The organism is Ornithinibacillus halophilus (genome assembly GCF_900129485.1).
Lineage (GTDB): Bacteria > Bacillota > Bacilli > Bacillales > Amphibacillaceae > Ornithinibacillus > Ornithinibacillus halophilus.
In genome coordinates this window covers 1-5,129 of record NZ_FQVW01000089.1, presented here as the reverse complement: position 1 = coordinate 5,129, position 5,129 = coordinate 1, and the positions used below count along the sequence as shown (strand labels likewise).

Below are 5,129 nucleotides of genomic sequence, written 5' to 3'. Positions count from 1 at the left end.
AGGAGATAAAGGAAACACGACGACCAGAGGGAGTCGATGTTGACTTATCGTACGGAGGTGAAGGAAGTCTCACTAGTCGCTGGGCGCTGGAGCTGGACGTGGCTATACTTTCATATAAGTTATCAATAGGTATATTTTTTGTAATCTCCTAAACCATTAAAAAACCGAACAATGTTCGGTTTTTTCTTCTAATATGTATTCCTTATTTCTTTTTTCTTTCGATTTCTTCGTTCTTCGCTTGCAAGTATTTTCCAAGTTCGGATTGGTTAATTCCGTTACGAATTGCCCCTACAAGGATAAAATATATAATAATAAAAGGTATCGTATACACTGCGACCGTCATTAAGACATTTAAGAACTCCATGGTGATCCTCCTCTTTTATAAGTAAAATTTCTCACTCTATTCTAACAAAAAGCACCACCAATAGGAAATTATTGTGTCGATATTACTTAAGCACATAGAATATTGTAGTCATTATGATTAGATGTACAATGCCAATACTTACAACGATACTTATAACAAAACTTCTCCAAGCATACCCCTTTATATTCGAGACAGAATCTTTATCGACCTTTCTGATGTGAATTAATTGGCCAATATTAACAATGATTGTCATGAACACGGTAAGCCCAATTACAAAGAGAAGCATATTACGCTCCATTACTTCACCCGTTCCCCAATAAAGTATACCTAACCAGAAAAATATGACTCCTGTTAAAAATTGTAATATGGCATTTATTGTATTCAACTTTGTATGTTCTTTTCCTAATTTTTCTTGTTCATAGGCTCGAATTTTTTTCTAATAATGGAATCCATGATTTGGTTGAACTTCTCTTTAAAAGCAACCTGAATCCTTGTATGAGGTTTAAAATACTGACAAAAAACATGAAATAAGTAAAAGGAACTTCCATCCATGTTAATCCAACAACAAAAAGTATTACACATATAATTCCTAGATTCAGCATCAAAAACTGTTGCTTTCTCATTATCACAATTTCTTTAGGTGACATTTACTTGCACTCTCCTTATATCTAAATTGTAAATGGACTAATAGATTTAAAGATTAATAAGTAATTAGCCCACACTCCTCTCTCTTTCCCTTAATAAACTGCAATAAGGGTTGAAGGGAGGTTTTTTCTAAATTCATGATTAAAAAACATGAAATATTTACGTTAGTCGTATTAGCTGTCGTGATTGCCATCCCAATAATTTATGCTGCAATTACTGGTGGCAATGCAGCACCACCTGATCAGGATCCTCCTCAAGAAGACACAGATAATTCAAATGGAGAGGATAACGGAAACGACAATGGTTCAGATTCCGGCAACGGGTCTGATAATGATTCCGACGAAAACTCTGATCAAAACGGGGAATCAGGAGAAATTGTATGGGGAGTTGACTCAGCTAGCTATACATCAGAGGAGTTATTCGCTTGTGTCATCGACAATTTTGGCGAACCTGAGGTATGGGGACGCTATTTAGGTGACCGTGAAGGTGTATCAGCCGGTTTAGACAGTGCAGAGGTCGATTATCTCCATGAAAATGATATACAAATTCTAGTAATCTATAACCACGTTAATGACGCTAGAGGATATGACCACGGTGTTGAACATGGTGAACAAGCGATTCAGTTTGCCGAAGACTTAGGTGTTCCAGAAGGAGTAGCATTGTTTGTAGATATTGAACCAGACTATCCTGTTGATGCTGAGTTTATGGATGGATGGTATGATGCACTATCTGATTCAAACTATGAACCTGGAGTATATGGTGTATTCACCGAAGATAGTGAACTATTCCAGTCTTACACAGCAATGGAAGATGAAGTTCAAGAAAATATGGTCGTTTGGACAGCATATCCACAAGCAGAAATTACCACTAAAGAAAATGCCCCTGAATTTAATCCACAAGGACCAGAAAGTGCCATGGTATATGGCTGGCAATATGCCATTGACGCAGAAACCTGTAATATAGATACGAATCTATTTAGAGGAGAAATGTCCGATTTCCTCTGGTAGATTAGAGCAGTGTGACGTAGCTAACTTTTGTTACGTCACATTTGCTTTTTCATCATCAGTCGGATACCTTATTACGCTGCAATGATGGTGGACAAGCAAAATTGTATTCTTTAACCAGTTTGTTAATTTCCTTTATTTTCTTCTTCCGTTCTTTTCCATTCACTTCAGCTAATTTTTCTTTAAGGTCATCAATTTGGTTTGCCAACTCCACCCATCTCGGCAGGATATTATTGTCTCTTAAAGTTTTATTTAACTGCGCTTCATAACTATTGCCTGTTGTGTGACGAATGTTTAAAGGCTTTCCTTTACCAGGTAAGTCATCAAAGTCCCCTTCTCTTTCAGCTCGTTTAATGATTTCAGACATATAATCTGAGTACTGTAGTCTTTCCTCAATTTCATATTCCTTTTTATTTTCTTTTGTCATATTAAATGCCACCTTTTCAGTAGTCATTACATTAATATTCTACAAAATCATTAAAAATCCTTTAAATAATACGAGGTTGAACTTTTAATTAATTCCAATAATCAGGATCCATCATTCGCAACTCTTCGACGATATCGTCTAAATCAGAAGGCGTGATCGTATAAATAGGATAATTTTTTTGTGCTCGTTTGGCTTCTTCATAAAAAAATTTCGTACTGGCTGGAAACTCCTCATCCAACAGCATTAGGCATCCGTCACTTTTTTCGACTAACCATTTATTTTTAGCTTTAAATTGATACGGGCCCTTGTAATCGCCTTTGTATAGCGGTTCATAAAAGTCTACCACCATCATTAGCTCTTGATACTTTTGTTTCAAACCTTCTGGCCATCGATTTTCTTGATTTTCAAAAGGTGGAATCATAGCAATATTAATGTCATATTCTTCCTTTAAATCAAGAACAACTTCTGCAACCCAAATCTCCACACCCATTTGACCAGTAACAAGAACCCATTCCAAACCTTCCTCAATAAAGCCGATTAACCGTTTTTGAAAAGCAGCCTTTATTATAGCAATTTTTGGATCATCTTCTTTAAATATACTTAGTTCCATTGATTTATATCCTGTTACAACTAGATTCTTCATATGTAATCCTCCATAGCTATCACGTTAAGAAAAGAGCTGACAATAAAATGTCAGCTCCTTTCCATGGTAACAAATTTCTTTTCATTTGTGCTAGTTATACTGTATTCAGTTTCGGGTAAATTCTAGATAGATGGATTAATTTACTTGCGTCTAAAGCCTTGATTTCCTTGTGCCATTCCTGGACCTGGTTGACCTGGCATTTGCCCCATTCCTGGTGCAGTTGTTCCTGGTCCTGCTTGCCCCATTCCTTGAGTTCCTGTTCCTGGGCCTCCTACTGGTCCCATTCCTGGTGCTCCTGTTCCTGGACCTCCTACTGGTCCCATTCCTTGAGTTCCTGGGCCTTGGCCTCCTACTGGTCCCATTCCTTGAGTTCCTGGGCCAAATCCTGGAGTACCTGGTCCTTGAGCTCCCATTCCTGGACCAAATCCTGGGCCAGTCATAGGTCCTGGTACTTGAGGTGAACCTCCATATACATCAACACTATTAACCGTATTTTCAACAGAAGTTGAGTGAGGAAATACGTGAGTGTTTTTGATTAAATGATGATTCATTACTGTCGTGTGAGATGGATGAACGTGTTCTACATTTTCCTGTGAACAATTATGAACAACATTTTGCTTTGTTGGATAAACTACTTTTTTCGGGCAACCACATGGTCGACGATGATGTCCCATAACAATCTCCTTTCTTGTGATAAGTTCACTATTAACTTATGTCAGATGAAGGATACTTGTATAAGACACGTACCTATTTTCAAGGAATACGCTAAATTTAATTAGGTAATTTTCTTAAACCCTTCCAAAAGAAGAAGATGATCATAGTTAGGATTCCACCTGCAATAAGCCCAATCCAAATTAACATACTCGGGGAAATCATTTTATTGTTTTCATTAATTAAATCAACTTGTTTCCCTGGTGGTTCTCCGATGCCAAGTATTGCTATATCTTCTTCTGCCCCACTTAATCGATCTGTTCGATCACAGCTGTTGGTTTGTAAATATTCACTTCCATACAGTTTTGTGTTCCTTGCATACACTAAATAATCATGTCCTTCCTGGAAATTAACACCGCAGTCACCACCACCTAGACCAGTTCTAATGATAATTTGAGACTCATCGATTCCCTTCCAGATTTCTTCCACTTCAATGACTACATCTTTTGTAGAGTTATCTTCTTTTATTTTAAGTACTTCACCTTTAAATACAGCAAATGATTGGTCGTATTCGTCATTAACACTTTGCTCCACAGCACAATCACATGCGTGACTAGGCAAAGGATTTATTAGAATTGTTGATAATATAATAATCAAAATAACAAATAGTTTGATTCTCATAACTCTCCCCCCTCCTATAGTAAGACGGGATGAATTTCTTAATTTATTCATTTTTTTTATGGTTTGTGAAGCTTTCTTCTACCTTTTGGCTTTTCTTTTTTCTCGAAAGGGCAGCGAGAAGGGTTATCGATTACTATAGAACCCTCGCTCCTTTCTCTTCCGGCATCGAGACGCTCTGTCGATTACCGTAGATCTCTCGCTGCTTTCTCTTCCGGCATCGAGAAGTACTATCGATTACCGTAGAACACCCACTGCTTTCTCTTCCGGCATCGAGAAGCTCTGTCGATTACCGTAGATCTCTCGCTGCTTTCTCTTCCGGTTTCGAGACGCCTTATCGATTACCGTAGTACTCGCTCTCTTCTCACTTCCGGCATCGAGACTCACTATCGATTACCGTAGCACTCTCGTTCCTTTCTCTTCCGGCATCGAGACGCACTATCGATTACCGTAGATCTCTCGCTGCTTTCTCTTCCGGCATCGAGACCCATTATCGATTACCGTAGAACCCTCGCTCCTTTCTCTTCCGGCATCGAGAAGCACTGTCGATTACCGTAGAACACCCTCGGCCTTCTCTTCCGGCATCGAGACCCACTATCGATTACCGTAGCACTCGCTCTCTTCTCGCTTCCGGCATCGAGAAGCACTATCGATTACCGTAGAACTCCCTCGGCCTTCTCTTCCGGCATCGAGAAGCTCTGTCGATTACCGTAGAAC

8 protein-coding genes are annotated in these 5,129 nt (G+C 38.7%); 1 reads left to right on the top strand and 7 read right to left on the bottom strand.

The window, feature by feature from the left end:
* Positions 1–202: 202 nt before the first annotated feature.
* From BUB12_RS17790 to BUB12_RS18275, 3 genes are all read right to left on the bottom strand, one after another.
* Entirely contained in the window at positions 203–364 is a 162-nt protein-coding gene (locus tag BUB12_RS17790) for a hypothetical protein (protein ID WP_159431594.1), read from the bottom strand.
* Between the two features lie 82 nt (positions 365–446).
* Positions 447–749 carry a hypothetical protein gene (locus BUB12_RS18155; RefSeq protein ID WP_072892132.1) on the bottom strand — a complete coding sequence of 101 codons (303 nt, stop codon included), beginning with the start codon at positions 747–749 and terminating at the stop codon, positions 447–449.
* A 31-nt stretch (positions 750–780) separates the two neighbouring features.
* Positions 781–966, bottom strand: coding sequence for a DUF6609 family protein (locus tag BUB12_RS18275; RefSeq protein ID WP_407668462.1), 186 nt, complete (start codon positions 964–966; stop codon positions 781–783).
* A 180-nt stretch (positions 967–1,146) separates the two neighbouring features.
* On the opposite strand from BUB12_RS18275, the gene BUB12_RS17140 reads away from it, so the two are divergent.
* Positions 1,147–2,016, top strand: a complete 870-nt coding sequence (locus BUB12_RS17140; RefSeq protein WP_084063398.1) for a glycoside hydrolase domain-containing protein — start codon at positions 1,147–1,149, stop codon at positions 2,014–2,016.
* Between the two features lie 55 nt (positions 2,017–2,071).
* Here BUB12_RS17140 and BUB12_RS17135 read toward each other — a convergent pair whose 3' ends face one another.
* The 4 genes from BUB12_RS17135 to BUB12_RS17120 form a co-directional block, all read right to left on the bottom strand.
* The gene (locus BUB12_RS17135) at positions 2,072–2,440 is read right to left on the bottom strand and encodes a DnaJ family domain-containing protein (protein ID WP_234982747.1); all 369 of its coding nucleotides are present in this window, start codon (positions 2,438–2,440) and stop codon (positions 2,072–2,074) included.
* Positions 2,441–2,528: 88 nt separating this feature from the next.
* A complete protein-coding gene (locus BUB12_RS17130; protein WP_072892129.1) occupies positions 2,529–3,083 on the bottom strand; it encodes an SLOG family protein in 555 nt (184 codons plus the stop codon).
* A 140-nt stretch (positions 3,084–3,223) separates the two neighbouring features.
* Positions 3,224–3,757, bottom strand: a complete 534-nt coding sequence (locus BUB12_RS17125; protein ID WP_072892128.1) for a spore coat protein — start codon at positions 3,755–3,757, stop codon at positions 3,224–3,226.
* Between the two features lie 97 nt (positions 3,758–3,854).
* Positions 3,855–4,415, bottom strand: coding sequence for a hypothetical protein (locus BUB12_RS17120; RefSeq protein WP_072892127.1), 561 nt, complete (start codon positions 4,413–4,415; stop codon positions 3,855–3,857).
* Positions 4,416–5,129: the final 714 nt, after the last annotated feature.

Bases quoted from the DNA above. Each gene is read 5' to 3' on its own strand.
- BUB12_RS17140 (WP_084063398.1), top strand. From the start codon at position 1,147: ATGATTAAAAAACATGAAATATTTACGTTAGTCGTATTAGCTGTCGTG.
- BUB12_RS17135 (WP_234982747.1), bottom strand. From the start codon at position 2,440: ATGACAAAAGAAAATAAAAAGGAATATGAAATTGAGGAAAGACTACAG.
- BUB12_RS17130 (WP_072892129.1), bottom strand. From the start codon at position 3,083: ATGAAGAATCTAGTTGTAACAGGATATAAATCAATGGAACTAAGTATA.
- BUB12_RS17790 (WP_159431594.1), bottom strand. From the start codon at position 364: ATGGAGTTCTTAAATGTCTTAATGACGGTCGCAGTGTATACGATACCT.
- BUB12_RS17120 (WP_072892127.1), bottom strand. From the start codon at position 4,415: ATGAGAATCAAACTATTTGTTATTTTGATTATTATATTATCAACAATT.
- BUB12_RS18275 (WP_407668462.1), bottom strand. From the start codon at position 966: ATGCTGAATCTAGGAATTATATGTGTAATACTTTTTGTTGTTGGATTA.
- BUB12_RS17125 (WP_072892128.1), bottom strand. From the start codon at position 3,757: ATGGGACATCATCGTCGACCATGTGGTTGCCCGAAAAAAGTAGTTTAT.